Source organism: Nocardia sp. JW2 (genome assembly GCF_051843015.1).
Classification (GTDB): domain Bacteria; phylum Actinomycetota; class Actinomycetes; order Mycobacteriales; family Mycobacteriaceae; genus Nocardia; species Nocardia coubleae.
This window is the reverse complement of record NZ_JBPXLK010000003.1, coordinates 290,341-308,194: the sequence shown is the minus strand read 5'-3', so window position 1 is coordinate 308,194 and position 17,854 is coordinate 290,341. Positions and strand designations below refer to the sequence as shown.

Below are 17,854 nucleotides of genomic sequence, written 5' to 3'. Positions count from 1 at the left end.
TCACGGCGTCGGGGCGGTACCCGCGAGGTGCTCGGCCAGGCGCTGCAACAGCGGACGCTGACCCTTGACCAGCTTGGGTTCGGCGAGCGCCGGGGCGAACCAGCCGACCCGGTCGATCTCGGGAAACTCGCCGAGGCGGCCCGAGCGCGGCGGCCACTCCATGGTGAAGGTGCCCGGGACGATCGCCTCCGGATCGAGGTCGCCCTCCACGGCCCACACCGTGACCGTCTTGCGGCGCGATCCGCTGCCGTACTGCACGTCACCGAGTGCGATCCACGGCCCGTCCGGCACCGGCAACCCGAGCTCCTCGGTGAACTCGCGTGCGGCGGCGACCTCCGCCGATTCGACCCCGATCTCGTACTCGCCCTTGGGAATCGACCACGCCGACTCGTCCTTCTTCGCGAACAACGGTCCGCCCATGTGCCCGATCAACACCTCGATCCCGGCCTCGCCACGCCGGAACACCAGTACACCCGCGCTGTAGACATCCACGCCGTCGAGTCTGCCAGGTGCGGGAAACGCGGTGGCGGCTCAGTCGAGGGCGTCGACGAAACGAGTGAGCAGACGGGCGAATTCGGTGCGCTCGGCGGGGGTCCAGCCGGACATGGCGCGGTCGAAAGCGCTCTGGCGGCGTCGGTGGGCGGCGGCGAGGATGTCGGTGCCCCGGTCAGTGAGCTCCAGGAGTGACCGTCTGCCGTCGGTCTGATCGGCCACGCGGCGCACCGAGCCGTCGGCCACGGCGGCGGCCACCAGCTTGCTCGCGCGCGGTTGGTCGACGGCGAGGGCGGCGGCGACGGTGGAGACAGTGGGGTCCTGGTGTGCCTCGATGACGTCGAGTACGTCGAACACCTGCCCGGTCGGCGCGTCTGGCGACAGCGTCCGTCTGGTTTGGCGGCGCCGGATACCGATCATGGCTCGTTCGATGTGCTCGACCTCGTTCACGCCATCATGATAGCCTTTTGCATGTACATGTCCTTTGACATATACATGCGTTGGGAGGTTTCTCATGGCTGAGCGTCGGCTCATCGGGTACCAGGTCAAGCGGCTGGACCAGCTCATCGAGGCAGCGTTCGACCGTGCCGTCGAGGCCGTCGGCATGACGCGCCGCGAGTGGCAGACGCTCTCGACGATTGAGCGTGACCACCCCGATCGTGCGGAATTGGTGCGAGCGCTTCGCCCGTTCTGGGAGCACAACACCGAATCCGTCGACGCGGTGATCCAGGGCTTGACCGAGCGCGGCTGGATCACCGGTGCATCGACGGGCCGCTGGGAACTCACGTCGGCGGGTCGTCGCGCCTACGAGTCGGCGACCGATTCCGTGGGGACCATCCGGCGCCGCATGGCCGACGGCATCGGCGCGGACGAATTCACCGCCTGCACAGCGACTCTCGAACGTATGGTCGCGAACCTCGAGTCGGCGAGCTGAGCCGCACACTCACAATTCGGTGTTCGGGTCCACCAGACGCTCGGGGTCGACCGGTTCGCCCGAGGTCACCAGTTCCTTGATGCGATCGGTGACATCCCAGACATTGACGTTCATGCCCGCGCGCACGCGGTTGTCCCGGTCCAGCCAGAAGGCGACGAATTCCGGTTTCGCCACGTCGCCGCGGACCACAACCCGCACGTCGTCGTCGCGACCGACATAGCCGGTGTACTCCATGCCGAGGTTGTACTGGTCGGTGAAGAAATAGGGGAGGCGGTCGTAGGTGGCGGGCTTGCCGAGCATCGTCAGCGCGGCCACCGCAGGCTGATTCAGGGCATTGGCCCAGTGCTCCACGCGTACCCGCTTGTCCAGCAGCGGATGCAGCTCCTCGGCGATGTCGCCGACCGCCACCACATCCGGGTCGCTGGTGCGCAGGGACTCGTCGACCAGGATGCCGGTGCCGGTGGCCAGCCCGGCGGCTTCGGCGAGCTCGATATTCGGCTGTGCGCCCACCGCGACCAGCACCGCATCGGCGGGCACCACCTGGCCGTCGTCGAGCTGCACGCCCGTGGCCACGCCGTCCTCGGTGAGGATCGTGTCGACGACGACACCGGTACGCAGGTCCACACCGTTGCCGCGATGCAATTCGGCGAACACGGTGCCCATCTGCGGACCGAGCACCGACACCAGCGGCAGCTCCGCCGCCTCGAGCACCGTCACCTCCAGCTGCCGCGCCCGCGCCTGCGCGGCGACCTCGAGCCCGATCCAGCCCGCGCCGATGATCACCAGCCGATGCTTCGAACGCAGCACCTCGAGCAGCCGATCGGAATCACCGATGGTGCGCAGGGTGTACACATTGCTCGCCTCGGCGCCGGGAACGCCGAGGGTGCGCGGACGCGACCCGGTGGCGAGCGCCAGCTTGTCGTAGGACAGGGTGGAACCGTCCGGCAACGACACCGTTCTCGCGGCCGGATCGAACGCCTCGACCGTGGTACCCAAGCGCAGGTCGATGTGGTGATCGCGGTACCAGGCGGGCGAATCCACCGTGAAATCCGGCAGCTGCTGATCACCGGCCAGGTGCTGTTTCGACAGCGGCGGGCGCTCGTACGGTAGGTCGTCCTCGGCCGCCAGCAACGTCACCTGGCCGTCGAAATCGTTGGCGCGCAAGGCTTCGGCCAGTTTGGCGCCGGCCAGCCCACCACCGACGATCACGAAATGCTGATTCGAGCTCATACACGGACTCCTTCTCACGGACGTTCCGGTTTCCCTCGCCGTCGAGCCTAGCCGCGGGCGGCGATCAGGGGAACGAATCCGGCGCCGGCACGGTTGCACCAACCAGCGGGCCGCCGCCCTGCCCGCACCCAGCTGACCGAGAGGAAGACCCGTGAGCGATCAGGCCACCAAGGATCTCGCCGAATTCTGGTTCGACCCGCTGTGCCCGTGGTGCTGGATCACCTCGCGCTGGATCCTGGAAGTCCAGCAGGTACGCGACATCGAGGTCCGTTTCCACGTGATGAGCCTGGCCGTGCTCAACGAAGGCAGGGACCTGCCGCCGCAGTACGTCGAACTGATGGCCGCGGGCTGGGGCCCGGTGCGCGTCGCCATCGCCGCCGCCCAAAAGCACGGCGAGGAGATCCTGGCCCCGCTCTACACCGCCCTCGGCACCCGCATCCACGACCGCAAGGCCGAGTTCGAACGCGCGACCACGCAGGAAACCCTGACCGCCGTGATCGCCGACGCCCTCGCCGAACTCGACCTCCCCGCCGAACTCGCCGAGGCCGCAGACAGCACCGACTACGACGAGGCGCTGCGGGTGAGCCACCACGCGGGCATGGACAAGGTCGGACCCGATGTGGGCACACCGACCATCCACGTCAACGGAGTCGCGTTCTTCGGCCCGGTGCTCTCGCGCATCCCACGCGGCGAGGACGCGGGCCGGGTGTGGGACGGTGTCGTCGCCCTCGCCTCCTACCCCCACTTCTTCGAACTCAAGCGCACCCGCACCGAAGAGCCTGTGTTTGATTAGCGCCTCGAATCCGAGGGGCGATACTGCGGCTTCGCCGTTACGTCTCGCCCCTCGGATCCGAGGCGGCCGAAAATCCGTGGTGGTTGCGTTGGGGCTCAGAGCGGTTTCGGGGGGAGGGCCGGGGGAGCTGTCTGGAGGGGGTAGCCGCCTGGGGGTGGGAGCGTTCCGGGGTGTGGTGGGCTCGGGTGCCAGAACATGGGGCCCGGTTTGCTGCGGTCGCGCAGTGCCCACATTCGCCAGGTGAGGACCGGGTGGCTGGACATGGCGTTCACCAGCAGGACGAAGCCGCCCTTCTCGGTGGCGGCCCGGTCTGCCATCTCGTCGAAACCGACCTCCGTATTGAGGTACTTGCCCGCGGCGAGGGTGGCCATGGCGCCGGCCGCGCCCTGGTGGCGGTTGCAGAAGCCGTGATTGTCGGCGGTGTACTCCTGCGCGCGGATCAGCGACGACCCGAGAATCGGCAGGTACGGCGCGACGAACATGCCGAGCTGGCGCCAATACGACACGTGACCAGCGGCGATATGGCCCACCTCGTGGCCGATGATGAAGGCGAGCGCGTCGGGCTCGCGGGCGGCGCCACCGATCTCGAACAGGTCGCTGTAGACCACGACGAACCGGCGGAACCCGTGGCCGGAGGCGAAGGCGTTGATCTGGCCGTTGCCGAGGATCACGTACGCGTCGGGCGCCTTCGACATCCCGAACCGCGCGGCCGCTTCCTGCACCAACCGGTATCCCTCGGGGAACTGGGTGGGTGACATCTTCACCCCGTTGATCCGCATACGCGCGAAATTCATGCCACGTCCGGCCCACAGCAACACCGGCGCGAACAACAGCACCAACACATACGGGCTGGTCAGCAGCGAACCGCCGGACTCCGGTTGGCCCTGCGCGTCGACAACGGGCTCGGCGACCAGTTCCACCAGCAACATCAGGATCGCCAGCAGATAGGCCACGCCGGTGATCATGATGACCACCACGAGCAGCGGAATCTCCCACGGATGCCGCGCGGGCATCCCGAACGGCGACAGTCCACGCGGCATCGGCTGCGTGGTCCCCGGCGGGCCGCCCGGCGGGTAGAAACCTTGCGGCACAGGCGGATACGCACCGGAAGGCGGCGCGGGAAACGCGCCGGTCGGTGGGCTGGGCTGCTGCCACGGCGACGACCCGGCGAACCCCGGCTGCCCCTGCGGCCACGGGGGCGGCGGATATTCGCCCGGCCGCGGTGCGGGCTGGTCGGCGGGCGTGGCGTCGCTCGGCCGGTCGGCGGGTTGGCCGGAACGCTCCGGTGGGGGACCTGCCGAATGCGGTGAATGCGGTTCGTGCGGGTGCATGAAACGACTCTAAGCGCGCCTGCGACAATCGCAGCCATGCGCGTTTACCTGGGTGCCGACCATGCCGGTTTCGAACTGAAGAATCACGTCAAGGCCCATCTGCTCGAGGCCGGACACGAGGTCGTCGACTGTGGCGCCCTCGAATACGACGCTCTCGACGACTACCCCGCCTTCTGCATCGAAGCGGCGCGGCGCACCGTCGCCGACCCGGGCTCGCTCGGTCTGGTCTTCGGTGGCAGCGGCAACGGCGAGCAGATCGCCGCCAACAAGGTCCCCGGCGCCCGCTGCGCCCTCGCCTGGAGCGTCGAGACCGCCAAGCTGGCCCGCGAACACAACAACGCCCAGCTCATCGGCATCGGCGGCCGCATGCACACCACCGAGGAAGCCCTCGCCATCGTCGACGCGTTCATCGCCCAGCCCTGGTCGGAAGAACCCCGCCACCAGCGCCGCATCGACATCCTCGCCGACTACGAGAAGTCCGGCGAGGCCCCCGCAGTCCCCGCCTACTGATCCGCCTCCCCGCGAATTTTGGCCAGACTCAGGCGCGGGATGAGTCCCTGATGCGGCAAGCTCTCTCGAGGTGGCCGAGTCAGCCCGTGCCCGATGAGTTACCCATGTGCTTGCGAGATCAGTTGGTGAGATTGTTTCGAGGGGTGTGCTCTCATGCCTGAAGGGCACACCCTTCATCGCATTGCGCGGCTGCATCAGGAGCGGTTTGCTGGTGCGGCGGTGCGGGTTTCGAGCCCGCAAGGCCGGTTCGCCGATGGAGCCGCGCTGGTGGACGGGCAGGTGCTGGAGCGGGCCGAGGCCTACGGGAAGCATCTGCTGCATCACTATGCGTCCGGGCTGACCGTGCATGTGCATCTCGGGTTGTACGGCACGTTCAGTGAGGTGGAGTTGCCGATGCCCGTGCCGGTGGGGCAGGTGCGGATGCGGATGGTCGGTGCCGCGACGGGATTCGGTACCGACCTGCGCGGGCCGACCGCGTGCGAGGTGCTGCACCCGCCGGAGGTCGAGGCGCTCACCGCCCGCCTGGGGGCCGATCCGCTGCGCCCGGATGCCGACCACGAGCGTGCGGGGGAACGAATCCGTCGCTCCCGCAGGGCGATCGGGGCGCTACTGATGGACCAGTCGCTGATCGCCGGCGTGGGCAACGTCTACCGCGCCGAAGTGCTGTTCCGGCACGGCATTTCACCGTTCCGGCCTGGGACGTCGATCAGCGCGGCCGAATGGGACGCGCTGTGGGCCGATCTCGTCGAACTCATGCCGACCGGCGTGGAAACCGGCCGCATGCATGTGGTGCGCCCCGAACACGACACCGGCGCACCGTCCTACGCCAAGGATCGCCCACGCACCTACGTCTATCGCCGCCAGGGAGAGCCGTGCCGCGTCTGTGGCACCCCGGTCTCCCACGGCACGATGGAAGCCCGAAACCTGTTCTGGTGCAACGTCTGTCAGCCCCGCTGACGAAAACACCTCGGCCACGGTCGAAACCGTGGCCGAGGTGCGCAGAGAAGGTCGACCGAGTCCGGGCCGCGAAGTGCAGGCTTCGCGATCCGGACTCAGCCGGCGACCGCCGTTCCCAGTTCGGGGTCGCCCGATTCGGCGAGGGCGAAACGCCGCCCGCCCGCCGATTTCGCCGAATACATCGCGCGGTCGGCGCGACGCAGCAGGTCGGTGAAATCGCACGTCTTTCCCGGTGGGCAGAACGCGGTGCCCACGCTGGCCGACACCGGCACCGGCCCCGCGCTCGACCACACCGGGTCGCGCAGGGCCGCGACCACACGGTGCGCCAGCTCGCTCAGGGTGTCGCGGCGCGGATTGGCCGCCACGACGAACTCGTCGCCGCCGTACCGGCAGATCACGGTGTCGGGCGGGCACACCTCGCGCAGCCGGTTGGCCAGCTCGACGAGCACCTCGTCACCGATCGCATGTCCGTAGCCGTCGTTGATCTGTTTGAAGCGGTCCAGGTCCACCACAAGCACCCCGACTCCACGGGTCGGGTCGGCGGCGAAGGCACGCACCCGTTCCTGCAGGAGTGTGCGGTTCGCCAGGTCGGTCAGGGCATCGTGGGTGGCCTCGTGGCGCAGGCGGTGCTGCAGCGCGGCGATCTCCTGCACGCGCAGCGATACCTTCGCCGAGATGTTCTGTTCCTGTTGCGCCAGTGCGCGCTCCTGTAGTGCCTGGGCGTAGCTGTCGATGGCCTGGCTGGCCACCAGCGGCCAGCGGGTCGCCACCAGGGAACCCGGCACCCCCGAGGGGAAACCGAGCAACCAGCGGGTGGCATGGGCCAGCATTCTCGTCCGTTCGAACGGCGCCTCGGCCAGCCGTGCGCCGAGCTTGCGCGCCTGCGGTACCGGGAACGGTTCTGTCCTCGCCAGATGCAGCAGGCGCTCGACGATCTCGATGAGCACAGGCTCCAGCTGATGCGGTGCCACGGACGATCCCGGTTCGGCACACACCGCGCGGGCCCAGGCGCGGGCCATCGCGGCGACCGGTGGCTCGATGTGTGCGGACATCGACATCACCGGCGGAAGGTGGCGACGGTCTTGCCACCTCGATCGTTCGCACTGCTACGCGGTTGGGTCCGCCGAGTTCGGCACACGCTCACCGCCCCCTTTCCAGATACCCCCGTCCGGCAAAAAGGATCCTAGCAAGCCACTCGAGACTCAAAAGCCGCGTTCTAGAACGCGTTGCAGTCTCTCGCGAATGGCGATCGGCTATGACATCGCTACAGCCGCCCGGGCGTTACACACTTCGCGAAAAAACTTTGGAAACACCGAAACGTGCAGCGTGTTGCCCGATTTCGGGCGGTGGGCGTGTTGTCGCCATGGTCCCTCCTGGCAAAGGTGTCGCGCCGACCGGTCGGGCCGCCGCGCGCTCTTTTATGGTGGCCTACCCGCCGCCCCCGTGCCAGGTTTTCGAGGAAAATTCTCCTTTATATTCCCCCGGGTGGAGCAGGCGTCGGTCCCCTGAGACGCAACCACCATCGTGTCCGGTACCCGTGGTCCCGCAATAGGGCCTAAGGGCCCTAATCGGGCGCGGAAAGAGGGGGACTCACCGCAGCGCCGAGACGTTTCGCGGGGCCGGATTGGCGTTCGGCGCGCGGGATTCGGTACAGTCGTGGCGCACACGACATCGTGGCGATCCCATCGATGTCGTATGCCTGCGGGTGTAGTTCAATGGTAGAACCTCAGCCTTCCAAGCTGATGGTGCGGGTTCGATTCCCGTCACCCGCTCAAACATGACTTCCCTCGACGGCGTGAACCGCCCCGAGGTATCGGGGTGTAGCGCAGCTTGGTAGCGCATCCGCTTTGGGAGCGGAGGGTCGCAGGTTCAAATCCTGTCACCCCGACCATCACGACGAACGCGCCCCGATAGGGTGGCGCGCATGTCCACTACCTCACGGGTCGCGATCGTCACCGGTGCCGCACGCGGAATCGGTGCCGCCGTCGCGAAGAAGCTCGCCGCCGACGGTCACGCCGTCGCCGTTCTCGACCTCGACGAAGCCGCCTGCGCCGACACCGTGTCGGCCATCGAAGCCGCCGGGGGAACCGCGTTGGCCGTCGGTGCCGACGTGTCCGACGAAGACGCCGTCGCCGCGGCCGTCGAACGGATCGCCGGCGAACTGGGCGCACCGACCGTGCTGGTGAACAACGCGGGCGTGCTGCGCGACAATCTCCTGTTCAAGATGTCGGTGCAGGACTGGGACATCGTCATGAACGTGCACCTGCGCGGCGCCTTCCTGATGACGCGTGCCGTGCAGAAGTACATGGTGGAGGCGAAGTTCGGGCGCGTGGTCAACCTGTCGAGCACCTCGGCGTTGGGCAACCGTGGCCAGGCCAACTACTCCGCCGCCAAAGCGGGCATGCAGGGCTTCACCAAGACCCTCGCGTTCGAGCTCGGCAAATTCGGTGTCACCGCCAACGCGATCGCCCCCGGCTTCATCGAGACCGAGATGACCGCGGCCACCGCCGCCCGCGTCGGCGTCGACTTCGAGGCCTTCAAACAGGCTGCGGCGGCACAGATTCCGGTGAACCGGGTGGGTACGCCCGACGACATCGCCCACACCGCCTCGTTCCTGGTGAGCGAAGGCGCGGGCTTCGTGTCCGGTCAGGTCGTCTATGTGGCGGGCGGTCCCAAGGACTGACGCTCACGCGCAGCGGAAACGGAACTCCGCACGTGCCTCCGTGCCTGCGGTGACCGTGAGCCGCACCGGTTCGGTGTCGGCGAGGCCGCAGCCGCCCGGCACCGTCGCCACCCGCGCCTCGTAGCAGCCGTCCGGCAGCGCGATGCTCGCGCTGCCGTCGGCGCCGCTCACCAGCGTGGTGACGACCTCCTCGGCACCGCAGGCGCGGACCTCGATATCGGCCCGGTTGACCGGCATCGGTTCGGAACCGGTGATCGCGCGAACGGTGAGTGTCCCGGTTCCCGGCGGCGCCGGATCGGCGCTCGCCACACCGGCGATCAGCAGTGGAGCCAGAACGGACAGTGCGAGCAAACTACGGCGCATGAACCTCTCCTCGTCGATGAGTCGGGTCGTCCGCTGCTGATGGTAGGCGCTAGTCGGGCACCGGTGTGATACCCGCTCGTTCACACCAGACCTGTTCGGCGGGCACCGACAGGGTGTCCAGCTCGGGGTAGCGCAGAGCCGACAGCGTGCCGCCGAACACCACGCCGGTGTCCAGGCACAGCGTGTTGTTGACCCACTGCAGTGCCGTGACGGGTGTGTGCCCGTAGACGACCACCGGCGCGCCCCGATAGTCCTGCGCCCAGTCGTAGCGGATCGGCAGACCGTGCACGTCCACCTCGCCGGTGGGCGCACCGTAGAGCGCGAAGGAGCGGGCCCGCCCGGATGTGCTGCCGTGCAGGCTTTCCGGCAGTCCCGCGTGGGCGACGACCAGCCTGCCCCGGTCGAGCAGGTAGTGCCCAGGCAGGTCGCGCAGGAAAGCCTGTGCGGCGGCGCGGAATTCGTCGTCCTCGTCGGCCAGCTGGGTCAGGGACTGCTCCAACCCGTGCGCGATGCGCACATTGCGGCCGTCGAGGGCGCGCACCAGTTTGTAGTCGTGATTGCCCGCAACGCACAGCGCCGTACGGGCCGCGACCATTCCCATCACCAGCCGCAGCACACCGGGCGTGTCGGGACCACGGTCGACGAGATCACCGACGAACACCGCCGTGCGACGCTCGGGATGCGCGGCCGTGACCGGCCTGCCCATGTCGTCGCGCTCGACGACGTAGCCGAGCTTCCCGAGCAGTGCCTCGAGTTCGGCGCGGCAGCCGTGCACATCCCCGATCACGTCGAAGGGACCGCGCAGGTCGCGGCGGTCACGCGGGAGTATGTCGATACGGCGTTGCTCGGTCATCGCCTCCATCGTCGGCCAGCCGCGACCCGTGCCGCAACCGCGTTACGTCACAGTGGGGATCGAGGCCTCCGGCCAGGTCCAGTTCGCGACAGCCGGAATGTCCTCGCCGTGCTCCCTGGTCCAGCTGCGCGCCGCGAGCCGGGCGTCGACCATCTCCTGGCGCAGCCCCGCCGCCCGCGTGCGCAGGCCGGGCACCCGGTCGATCACGTCGAGTACCAGGTGGAAGCGGTCGAGGTCGTTGAGCATCACCATGTCGAACGGGGTGGTCGTCGTGCCCTTCTCCTTGTAGCCGCGCACGTGCAGGCCCGCGTGATTGCGCCTGCGGTAGGTGAGCCGATGCACCAGCCACGGGTAGCCGTGGAAGGCGAAGATCACCGGCCGGTCGGTGGTGAACAGGGTGTCGAAGTGGGCGTCGGACAGGCCGTGCGGATGCTCCTCGGCCGGCAGCAGCCGCATGAGATCGACCACATTGACGACACGCACCCGCAGGTCGGGCAGGCGGTCGCGCAGGATCGCGGCGGCGGCCAGCGTTTCCAGCGTGGGGACGTCGCCCGCGCAGGCGAGCACCACATCGGGGGTGGTGCCCTGGTCGTCGTTGTGCCCGGCCCACTCCCAGATGCCGACACCGCGGGCACAATGCACGGCGGCTTCAGGGGCCGAAAGCCAGTCCGGCCCGGGCTGTTTGCCCGCGACCACCACGTTCGCGTAGTGCAGCGAACGCAGGCAGTGGTCGTAGGTGGACAGCAGGGTGTTGGCATCGGGCGGCAGGTACACCCGGACGATCTCGGGGCTCTTGTTCACCACCACATCGAGGAAACCCGGGTCCTGATGGGTGAAGCCGTTGTGGTCCTGGCGCCACACGTGCGAACTCAGCAGGTAGTTCAGGCTCGGGATGCGGCGCCGCCACGGCACGGCGAGGCTGGCGTCGAGCCACTTCGCGTGCTGGTTGAACATGGCGTCGACGATGTGGATGAACGCCTCGTAGCAGGTGAACACGCCGTGGCGGCCGGTGAGCAGGTAGCCCTCGAGCAACCCCTGGCACATGTGTTCGGACAACACCTCGACCGCGCGGCCGGTCGGTGACAACGCCACATCCCAGCGACCGACCTCGGCCTGCCAGTCGCGGCCGGTCACCTCGAGGATGTCCTGCAACCGGTTGCTGGCGAGTTCGTCGGGGGCGAAGGTCAGGAAGTTGTGCGGGTTGCGGGCGGTGACGTCACGCAGCCAGCCGCCGAGCACCCTGGTCGGTTCGTGTCTGCTCGCGCCCGGCTGCTCCACCGGCACGCCGTATTCGCGCCAGTCGGGCAGGTCGAGATCGCGGACCAACAGCCCGCCGTTGGCCACCGGATTGAGGCTCATCGGCCGATCGGGAATCCGGTCGAGCAGGGCGGCCACCGGCCTGCCCGCTTCGTCGAAGAGTTCCTCGGGCCGATACGACCGCAACCATTCCTCGAGCACCCGTCGGTGTTCCGGGTCGGTGCGCGCGGCAGGCAACGGGACCTGGTGGGCGCGGAAGGTGCCCTCGACCCGCTCGCCGTCGACCACCGGGGGGCAGGTCCAGCCCTTCGGCGTGTGCAGCACGATCATCGGCCAGCGCGGGCGGGTGGTGTCGCCGTCCTCGCGCGCGGCCCGCTGGAACCCGGCGATCCGGTCGAGGCAGGCGTCCATGGCGGCGGCCATCTTCTGATGCACCCGCGACGGATCGTTGCCCGACACGATCAGCGGTTCGTAGCCGTACCCGCGCAGCAGTTCGATGAGCTCATCACGGGGGATGCGCGCGAGGATGGTCGGATTGGCGATCTTGTACTCGTTGAGCGCCAGGATCGGCACCACCGCGCCGTCGCGGGCCGCGTTGAGGAATTTGTTCGCGTGCCAGCTGCCCGCCAGCGGACCGGTCTCGGCCTCCCCGTCACCGATCACGCAGAACACCGTGAGATCGGGGTTGTCCAACGCGGCGCCGTAGGCGTGCAGCAGCGAATAGCCGAGTTCACCGCCCTCGTGGAACGAGCCGGGGGTCTCGGGGGCGCAATGGCTCGGGACGCCGCCGGGAAACGAGAACTGATGGAACAACCGGCGCATGCCGTCGGCGTCGCGGGGGATGTCGCGGTAGAGCTCGGCGTAGGCGCCCTCGAGCCAAGCGCAGGCGTTCGGACCGGGCCCACCGTGGCCGGGGCCCGCGACGAAGACGGCGTTCAGGTCGCGTGCGCGGATCACCCGATTCGCGTGCGCCCACACCAGATTCAAGCCGGGCACCGTGCCGAAATGGCCGAGCAGGCGCGGCTTGATGTCGGTGGAACGCAGCGGCTCGCGCAACAACGGGTTGCGCATCAGGTAGATCTGGCCGACCGCGAGATAGTTCGCGGCCCGCCACCACGTGTCGACCGCGATCAGTTCCTCACTGGTCAGCGGGCCGGGGGTTTCGGTGAGCGAATAGGGCTTGGGGGCAAGGGACTCGCCTTCCCCGCCGCCGCCCACGTTGTCGGCGGCCGTATCGCCCTCGCTGTTGCTGAGCCGGGTCATCGCTGACTCTCCTCGCACTCGCCTGAGCTGCGGCGTCGCCCGCCGCCGGACTGGTCGGCGCGCCGGAAGACACCCGGCGGCGCCGGTGGAGAAACGCAGTGCCGAGCCTACCGGTCGTGCCGGATCGCGCCGTCGGATCCGCGCTCCACTACTGTGCGGGCCATGGTTTCTCTCCCCAGGATCATCGGGACCGGGATGGTCGCCCTCGCCGCACTCGTCAGCGCGGCGTGCGGGTCCGACAGCGGATCGGCCGAATCCAAGGCGGCACCGACGCGCGAATGCATCGCCGAGGACATCAAGGTGGCCGGCGGTTTCGGTGACCCGCCGGAGATCACCATCCCCGACGACTGCACCCCGCCCAAGTCGCTGCTCGTCAAGGACCTGGTGCCCGGCACCGGACCCGGCGCGGTGGCCATGCAGCCGCTCACCATGAACTACGCGCTGGTCACCTGGTCGGACAAGCAGACCCTCGACAGCTCGTTCAAGCGCGGTGCGCCCTTCGACCTGACGCTCGGCGCGGGCCAGGTCATCGAGGGCTGGGACAAGGGTCTGCTCGGTGTGCAGCAGGGTGCGCGCAGGCTGCTCATCGTGCCGCCGGATCTCGGCTACGGCGAAGGCGGCAACGGCGTCGCGCCCAACGAGACACTGGTCTTCGTCACCGACGCGGTGCAGGTCGGCAGCTAGCCGCCACCGCAACCAACCGCCGATTGCACGACCGCGCGTGCGGTCAACTACCCTGGTCGGGATGCGTGCGTCCGCACCGACTCAGGGCGCGACGCCCCATGCGGGGGCCACCACCATGAACTACGAACCAAGGAGCATGTCCGTGAAGAGCACCGTCGAGCAGCTGAGCCCGACCCGGGTCCGGATCAACGTCGAGGTGCCCTTCGAGGAGCTGAAGCCCGACTTCGACAAGGCGTACAAGGCGCTGGCCCAGCAGGTGAAGATCCCCGGCTTCCGTCCCGGCAAGGCCCCGGCCAAGCTGATCGAGACCCGCGTCGGCCGTGGCGCCGTGCTCGAGCAGGTCGTCAACGACGCGCTGCCGAACAAGTACGCCGAGGCCGTGCAGGCCGGTGAGGTGAAGGTCATCGGCCAGCCCGAGATCGAGATCACCAAGATCGAGGACGGCGACGAGCTGGCCTTCACCGCCGAGGTCGACGTGCGCCCGGAGATCGCCCTGCCCGACTACTCGGGCATCGAGGTCACCGTCGATTCCTTCACCATCGGCGACGAGGACATCGAGCAGCAGCTCACCTCGCTGCGTCAGCGCTTCGGCACCCTGACCGGCGTCGAGCGGGCCGTGCAGGACGGCGACTTCGTCTCGATCGACCTGTCGGCCACCGTCGACGGCGAGGATGTGCCCGAGGCCGCCACCACCGGCCTGTCGCACGAGGTCGGTTCGGGTCAGCTCATCGAGGGCCTCGACGAGGCCGTCATCGGCCTGAAGGCCGGCGAGTCCGCCGAGTTCACCTCCACCCTGGTGGCGGGCGAGCACGCCGGTAAGGAAGCCGTGATCACCGTGACCGTGCAGTCGGTCAAGGAGCGCGAGCTGCCCGAGGCCGACGACGAATTCGCCCAGCTGGCCAGCGAATTCGACACCATCGACGAGCTCAAGGAAGACCTGAAGGGCCGCGTCGAGCGCACCAAGAAGATCGAGCAGGCCGGTCAGATCCGCGACAAGGTGCTCGACACCCTGCTCGAGACCGTCGAGGTGCCGCTGCCCGAGGCCGTCGTCAAGGCCGAGGTCGACGCGGTGCTGCACGACGCCGTGCACGGCTTCGACCACGACGAGGCCAAGCTGGCCGAGGCGCTCGAGGCGCAGGGCTCCTCCCGCGAGGAGTTCGACAAGGACACTCAGGAAGCCGCCGAGAAGTCGGTGAAGACCCAGCTGCTGCTGGATGCCATCGCCGAGGCCGAGGGCACCCAGGTGGGCCAGCAGGAGCTCACCGAGCGCATCCTGTTCCAGGCCCAGCGCTACGGCATGTCGCCGGAGCAGTTCATCCAGCAGGTGCAGCAGGCCGGTCAGCTGGGTGCGGTGTTCGCCGACGTGCGCCGCGGCAAGGCGCTGGCCGGAGTTGTCGGTCAGGTCAAGGTCACCGACACCGACGGCAACGAGGTCGACACCACCGAAATGTTCGGTGACCCTGCGGATTCCGCCGAGACCGAGCAGGGCGAAGCCGCTGCTGAGTAAGTTCGCGCCGCGTGATTTGATTGCGCTGTGAGCGAAGAAGGGCGGTACCGGGAGTTCGGTGCCGCCCTGTTTCGTTAGTGTTTGAGACGACGACGACGAACCGTAGGCCGTTTGCAATCGGTGAGAAGAGAAGGCAGGTATCCGTGACAATCAACCAGGCAGGGGTCATGACAGCCGCTACTGCTGGTCTCAACCTCAGTGATTCCGTGTACGAGCGGCTGCTGCGCGAGCGCATCATCTTCCTTGGCACCCAGGTCGACGACGAGATCGCCAACAAGATCTGCGCGCAGATCCTGCTGCTCTCGGCCGAGGACTCGACCAAGGACATCGCGCTCTACATCAACTCTCCCGGTGGCTCGGTCACCGCGGGCATGGCCATCTACGACACCATGCAGTTCGCCGAGTGCGACATCAAGACCGTCGCGATGGGCCTGGCCGCATCGATGGGTCAGTTCCTGCTCACCGCGGGAACCAAGGGCAAGCGTTTCGCGCTGCCGCACACCCGGATCATGATGCACCAGCCGTCGGCCGGTATCGGTGGTTCGGCCGCCGACATCGCGATCATGGCCGAGCAGTTCGCGCACACCAAGCGCGAGCTCAACGAGCTGCAGGCGCTGCACACCGGCAAGTCGGTCGAGCAGGTGACCGAGGACGCGGATCGCGACCGCTGGTTCACGGCGAAGGAAGCCCTCGAGTACGGCTTCATCGACCACGTGGTCAGCCACGCGAACCAGACGACGTAAGCCACGCCGCGCACCGACACACTCGACTCGACCCTGGAGACAACCATGGCCAATCTGATCGACCCGCGCGCAGGCTTGGGTGGCACTGCCGCCGCCAACCCGCAGTCGCGCTACATCCTGCCGCAGTTCACCGAGCAGACCTCGTTCGGCGTCAAGACCTCCGACCCGTACAACAAGCTGTTCGAGGAGCGCATCATCTTCCTGGGCAACCAGGTCGACGATGTCTCGGCCAACGACATCATGGCCCAGCTGCTCGTGCTGGAGTCGCAGGATCCCGATCGTGACATCACCATGTACATCAACTCGCCCGGTGGCTCCTTCACCGCGCTGATGGCGATCTACGACACCATGCAGTACGTGCGCCCCGACGTGGTGACGGTGTGCCTGGGCCAGGCCGCCTCGGCCGCCGCCGTGCTGCTGGCCGCCGGTGCCCCCGGCAAGCGTGCCGCGCTGCCCAACGCGCGCATCCTGATCCACCAGCCGTCCTCGGGCGGCGTGCAGGGTCAGGTGTCCGACCTCGAGATCGCCGCCGCCGAGATCGAGCGGATGCGCCGTCTCATGGAGGTCACGATTTCGCGGCACACCGGCAAGTCCGAGGAGCAGGTCCGCAAGGACACCGACCGTGACAAGATCCTGACCGCCGAGGAAGCCAAGGAATACGGCATCGTCGACCAGGTCTTCGACTACCGCAAGCTCAGCGGACAGAAGTGACACGCCCGGGTCCGTCGCCTGCTACCCGGCGGCGGACCCGGTTTTCTGCTACAACCCAACACATCGAACATGCGCGAGTTGTCGACCTGGCTCGCGCACAGCAGGTACGGTCGACTCAGGGACCATTGCTCTGATTGTCGGCACCGAAACGTATTCCGGCCCAATCGGAGGACGAGGGTCGCACTCGGACATAGGAAGTAGGGACCTACGAGATGGCGCGCATCGGAGACGGCGGCGATCTGCTCAAGTGCTCGTTCTGCGGAAAGAGCCAGAAGCAGGTCAAGAAGCTCATTGCGGGCCCTGGGGTCTATATCTGCGACGAGTGCATCGATCTCTGCAACGAGATCATCGAGGAAGAGCTGGCCGAGTCGAGCGAGGTCAAGCTCGACGAGCTGCCCAAGCCCTCGGAGATCCGTGATTTCCTCGAGAACTACGTGATCGGCCAGGACACCGCCAAGCGGACCCTCGCCGTCGCGGTCTACAACCACTACAAGCGCATCCAGGCGGGCGACAAGGGTCGCGACAGCCGGGGTGAGGCCGTCGAGCTGATGAAGTCGAACATCCTGATGCTCGGCCCCACCGGTTGCGGCAAGACCTACCTCGCGCAGACGCTGGCCAAGATGCTGAACGTGCCGTTCGCCATCGCCGACGCCACCGCGCTCACCGAAGCCGGTTACGTCGGTGAGGATGTCGAGAACATCCTGCTCAAGCTCATCCAGGCCGCCGACTACGACGTGAAGCGCGCCGAGACCGGCATCATCTACATCGACGAGGTCGACAAGATCGCCCGCAAGAGCGAGAACCCCTCGATCACCCGCGATGTCTCCGGTGAGGGTGTGCAGCAGGCGCTGCTGAAGATCCTGGAGGGCACGCAGGCGAGTGTGCCGCCGCAGGGCGGACGCAAGCACCCGCACCAGGAATTCATCCAGATCGACACCACCAACGTGCTCTTCATCGTGGCGGGCGCGTTCGCGGGCCTGGAGAAGATCATCTCCGACCGCACCGGCCACCGCGGTATCGGTTTCGGCGCCGAGGTGCGCTCCAAGGCCGAGGTCGACACCGACGACCACTTCGCCGACGTGATGCCCGAGGACCTGATCAAGTTCGGTCTGATCCCCGAGTTCATCGGCCGCCTGCCGATCGTCGCCTCGGTGACGAACCTGGACAAGGAATCGCTGGTCAAGATTCTCTCGGAACCGAAGAACGCGCTGGTCAAGCAGTACGTTCGCCTGTTCGAGATGGACGGTGTCGACCTCGAGTTCACCCCCGACGCCCTCGAGGCGGTCGCCGATCAGGCCATCCTGCGCGGCACCGGTGCGCGTGGTCTGCGGGCGATCATGGAGGAAGTCCTGCTGCCGGTGATGTACGACATCCCGGGCCGCGACGACGTCGCCAAGGTGGTCGTGAACGCCGACACCGTCACCGAGAACGTCCTGCCGACCATCGTGCCGCGCAAGGCCCAGCGCACGGAGCGTCGCGACAAGTCGGCTTAGACCGACCCCGAACACCACAGCGCCCGCCGGATCCGATCCGGCGGGCGTTG

General features: G+C 67.8%; 17 protein-coding genes, 2 tRNA genes and 1 pseudogene. 12 read left to right on the top strand and 8 right to left on the bottom strand.

Going from position 1 to position 17,854, the window contains the following annotated elements:
- Both ACSVDM_RS06770 and ACSVDM_RS06765 read right to left on the bottom strand, forming a co-directional pair.
- Window positions 1–492: an NUDIX domain-containing protein gene (locus ACSVDM_RS06770; RefSeq protein WP_439263637.1), complete on the bottom strand. Its 492-nt coding sequence runs from the start codon at window positions 490–492 to the stop codon at window positions 1–3.
- Between the two features lie 39 nt (window positions 493–531).
- Entirely contained in the window at window positions 532–942 is a 411-nt protein-coding gene (locus tag ACSVDM_RS06765) for a MarR family winged helix-turn-helix transcriptional regulator (RefSeq protein ID WP_439263635.1), read from the bottom strand.
- A 64-nt stretch (window positions 943–1,006) separates the two neighbouring features.
- Here ACSVDM_RS06765 and ACSVDM_RS06760 point away from each other — a divergent pair, with 64 nt between their 5' ends.
- Complete coding sequence (locus tag ACSVDM_RS06760; RefSeq protein WP_439263634.1) at window positions 1,007–1,426, top strand: MarR family winged helix-turn-helix transcriptional regulator; 420 nt, start codon at window positions 1,007–1,009, stop codon at window positions 1,424–1,426.
- Between the two features lie 9 nt (window positions 1,427–1,435).
- On the opposite strand, the gene ACSVDM_RS06755 is transcribed toward ACSVDM_RS06760, so the two are convergent.
- The gene (locus ACSVDM_RS06755; RefSeq protein ID WP_439263632.1) at window positions 1,436–2,656 is read right to left on the bottom strand and encodes an NAD(P)/FAD-dependent oxidoreductase; all 1,221 of its coding nucleotides are present in this window, start codon (window positions 2,654–2,656) and stop codon (window positions 1,436–1,438) included.
- A 151-nt stretch (window positions 2,657–2,807) separates the two neighbouring features.
- Between ACSVDM_RS06755 and ACSVDM_RS06750 the strand changes: the two genes are divergently transcribed.
- Window positions 2,808–3,449, top strand: coding sequence for a mycothiol-dependent nitroreductase Rv2466c family protein (locus ACSVDM_RS06750; RefSeq protein WP_378670536.1), 642 nt, complete (start codon window positions 2,808–2,810; stop codon window positions 3,447–3,449).
- 95 nt (window positions 3,450–3,544) lie between these two features.
- Here the strand turns inward: ACSVDM_RS06750 and ACSVDM_RS06745 are convergent, their stop codons facing one another.
- The gene (locus ACSVDM_RS06745) at window positions 3,545–4,780 is read right to left on the bottom strand and encodes a M48 family metallopeptidase (RefSeq protein ID WP_439263630.1); all 1,236 of its coding nucleotides are present in this window, start codon (window positions 4,778–4,780) and stop codon (window positions 3,545–3,547) included.
- Window positions 4,781–4,816: 36 nt separating this feature from the next.
- Between ACSVDM_RS06745 and ACSVDM_RS06740 the strand changes: the two genes are divergently transcribed.
- Both ACSVDM_RS06740 and ACSVDM_RS06735 read left to right on the top strand, forming a co-directional pair.
- Window positions 4,817–5,290 (top strand): ribose-5-phosphate isomerase, encoded by a 474-nt coding sequence (locus ACSVDM_RS06740; protein WP_067486200.1) that lies wholly within the window; start codon window positions 4,817–4,819, stop codon window positions 5,288–5,290.
- A 153-nt stretch (window positions 5,291–5,443) separates the two neighbouring features.
- A complete protein-coding gene (locus ACSVDM_RS06735) occupies window positions 5,444–6,247 on the top strand; it encodes an Fpg/Nei family DNA glycosylase (protein WP_439263629.1) in 804 nt (267 codons plus the stop codon).
- A gap of 95 nt (window positions 6,248–6,342) precedes the next feature.
- Here the strand turns inward: ACSVDM_RS06735 and ACSVDM_RS06730 are convergent, their stop codons facing one another.
- Window positions 6,343–7,299, bottom strand: coding sequence for a GGDEF domain-containing protein (locus ACSVDM_RS06730; protein ID WP_067486965.1), 957 nt, complete (start codon window positions 7,297–7,299; stop codon window positions 6,343–6,345).
- A gap of 649 nt (window positions 7,300–7,948) precedes the next feature.
- Between ACSVDM_RS06730 and ACSVDM_RS06725 the strand changes: the two genes are divergently transcribed.
- From ACSVDM_RS06725 to fabG, 3 genes are all read left to right on the top strand, one after another.
- Window positions 7,949–8,019: transfer RNA gene (locus ACSVDM_RS06725), tRNA-Gly, on the top strand.
- Between the two features lie 42 nt (window positions 8,020–8,061).
- Window positions 8,062–8,138: transfer RNA gene (locus ACSVDM_RS06720), tRNA-Pro, on the top strand.
- Between the two features lie 33 nt (window positions 8,139–8,171).
- Window positions 8,172–8,930 (top strand): 3-oxoacyl-ACP reductase FabG, encoded by a 759-nt coding sequence (gene fabG / locus ACSVDM_RS06715; protein ID WP_357149829.1) that lies wholly within the window; start codon window positions 8,172–8,174, stop codon window positions 8,928–8,930.
- 3 nt (window positions 8,931–8,933) lie between these two features.
- Here the strand turns inward: fabG and ACSVDM_RS06710 are convergent, their stop codons facing one another.
- The 3 genes and pseudogenes from ACSVDM_RS06710 to ACSVDM_RS06700 form a co-directional block, all read right to left on the bottom strand.
- Window positions 8,934–9,293 carry a hypothetical protein gene (locus tag ACSVDM_RS06710; RefSeq protein WP_439263628.1) on the bottom strand — a complete coding sequence of 120 codons (360 nt, stop codon included), beginning with the start codon at window positions 9,291–9,293 and terminating at the stop codon, window positions 8,934–8,936.
- 79 nt (window positions 9,294–9,372) lie between these two features.
- A pseudogene (locus ACSVDM_RS06705) lies at window positions 9,373–10,110 on the bottom strand (metallophosphoesterase); the annotation flags it as partial.
- A gap of 78 nt (window positions 10,111–10,188) precedes the next feature.
- On the bottom strand, window positions 10,189–12,666 hold the full coding sequence (locus ACSVDM_RS06700) for a phosphoketolase family protein (protein WP_439263626.1): 2,478 nt from the start codon (window positions 12,664–12,666) through the stop codon (window positions 10,189–10,191).
- 162 nt (window positions 12,667–12,828) lie between these two features.
- On the opposite strand from ACSVDM_RS06700, the gene ACSVDM_RS06695 reads away from it, so the two are divergent.
- The 5 genes from ACSVDM_RS06695 to clpX all read left to right on the top strand — a co-directional run bounded on the left by ACSVDM_RS06695 (window position 12,829) and on the right by clpX (window position 17,804).
- Window positions 12,829–13,350, top strand: a complete 522-nt coding sequence (locus ACSVDM_RS06695; protein WP_439263624.1) for an FKBP-type peptidyl-prolyl cis-trans isomerase — start codon at window positions 12,829–12,831, stop codon at window positions 13,348–13,350.
- A 142-nt stretch (window positions 13,351–13,492) separates the two neighbouring features.
- Window positions 13,493–14,857: a trigger factor gene (tig, locus tag ACSVDM_RS06690; protein WP_067486974.1), complete on the top strand. Its 1,365-nt coding sequence runs from the start codon at window positions 13,493–13,495 to the stop codon at window positions 14,855–14,857.
- Between the two features lie 167 nt (window positions 14,858–15,024).
- Entirely contained in the window at window positions 15,025–15,600 is a 576-nt protein-coding gene (locus ACSVDM_RS06685; protein WP_439263622.1) for an ATP-dependent Clp protease proteolytic subunit, read from the top strand.
- Window positions 15,601–15,645: 45 nt separating this feature from the next.
- A complete protein-coding gene (locus ACSVDM_RS06680; RefSeq protein ID WP_439263620.1) occupies window positions 15,646–16,311 on the top strand; it encodes an ATP-dependent Clp protease proteolytic subunit in 666 nt (221 codons plus the stop codon).
- A 212-nt stretch (window positions 16,312–16,523) separates the two neighbouring features.
- Window positions 16,524–17,804, top strand: coding sequence for an ATP-dependent Clp protease ATP-binding subunit ClpX (gene clpX / locus ACSVDM_RS06675; RefSeq protein WP_067486214.1), 1,281 nt, complete (start codon window positions 16,524–16,526; stop codon window positions 17,802–17,804).
- Window positions 17,805–17,854 lie beyond the last annotated feature (50 nt).

Coding starts and splice junctions, on each gene's coding strand:
- ACSVDM_RS06760 (WP_439263634.1), top strand. CDS start 1,007: ATGGCTGAGCGTCGGCTCATCGGGTACCAGGTCAAGCGGCTGGACCAG.
- fabG (WP_357149829.1), top strand. CDS start 8,172: ATGTCCACTACCTCACGGGTCGCGATCGTCACCGGTGCCGCACGCGGA.
- ACSVDM_RS06730 (WP_067486965.1), bottom strand. CDS start 7,299: ATGTCCGCACACATCGAGCCACCGGTCGCCGCGATGGCCCGCGCCTGG.
- ACSVDM_RS06680 (WP_439263620.1), top strand. CDS start 15,646: ATGGCCAATCTGATCGACCCGCGCGCAGGCTTGGGTGGCACTGCCGCC.
- clpX (WP_067486214.1), top strand. CDS start 16,524: ATGGCGCGCATCGGAGACGGCGGCGATCTGCTCAAGTGCTCGTTCTGC.
- ACSVDM_RS06700 (WP_439263626.1), bottom strand. CDS start 12,666: ATGACCCGGCTCAGCAACAGCGAGGGCGATACGGCCGCCGACAACGTG.
- ACSVDM_RS06735 (WP_439263629.1), top strand. CDS start 5,444: ATGCCTGAAGGGCACACCCTTCATCGCATTGCGCGGCTGCATCAGGAG.
- ACSVDM_RS06755 (WP_439263632.1), bottom strand. CDS start 2,656: ATGAGCTCGAATCAGCATTTCGTGATCGTCGGTGGTGGGCTGGCCGGC.
- ACSVDM_RS06740 (WP_067486200.1), top strand. CDS start 4,817: ATGCGCGTTTACCTGGGTGCCGACCATGCCGGTTTCGAACTGAAGAAT.
- ACSVDM_RS06710 (WP_439263628.1), bottom strand. CDS start 9,293: ATGCGCCGTAGTTTGCTCGCACTGTCCGTTCTGGCTCCACTGCTGATC.
- ACSVDM_RS06695 (WP_439263624.1), top strand. CDS start 12,829: ATGGTTTCTCTCCCCAGGATCATCGGGACCGGGATGGTCGCCCTCGCC.
- ACSVDM_RS06685 (WP_439263622.1), top strand. CDS start 15,025: ATGACAGCCGCTACTGCTGGTCTCAACCTCAGTGATTCCGTGTACGAG.
- ACSVDM_RS06745 (WP_439263630.1), bottom strand. CDS start 4,780: ATGCACCCGCACGAACCGCATTCACCGCATTCGGCAGGTCCCCCACCG.